A 427-nucleotide genomic window follows, 5' to 3' on the forward strand; every position below is an offset into this window, starting at 1 on the left:
TTTAAATATTATACGGACAGAGGGTGAATCAATTTTAGGTGAGTAAAAATGACATTAAACACTGACTTTGAACTGTTTGGTAAACTCAATCGTGAATTTTTAACCATTTCAGCAATGATTAATATTTATTGCTCAAACCATCACCACCATAAGACAAAAAATGATGGTTTATGTGAAAGCTGTTATTCCTTCCAATACTACGTAAAACAAAGGCTAGACCGTTGCCCTTATGGGGTAGAAAAACCAACTTGCCGCCAATGCCCCATTCATTGCTACAAACCTGAGCAAAAGGTTAAATCGCAAACAATTATGCGTTATTCAGGCCCTAAAATGATGTATAAACATCCAATAATGGCGATTACCCACTTAATTAATGATAAAAGAAAGGTTCCTAAACTAAACAATAAAATGAAACCCAATATAAAGC

The 427-nt window shown here is 34.0% G+C and carries 1 protein-coding gene; it reads left to right on the forward strand.

Annotated elements, in window-relative coordinates:
• Positions 1 to 48 precede the first annotated feature (48 nt).
• Positions 49 to 427: nitrous oxide-stimulated promoter family protein (locus tag E5A76_RS15755; protein ID WP_161119496.1), on the forward strand; the 379-nt coding region annotated here is incomplete at its 3' end.

The sequence above is a fragment of the Photobacterium lucens genome (assembly GCF_009873615.1).
In the GTDB taxonomy this organism is placed as follows: domain Bacteria; phylum Pseudomonadota; class Gammaproteobacteria; order Enterobacterales; family Vibrionaceae; genus Photobacterium; species Photobacterium lucens.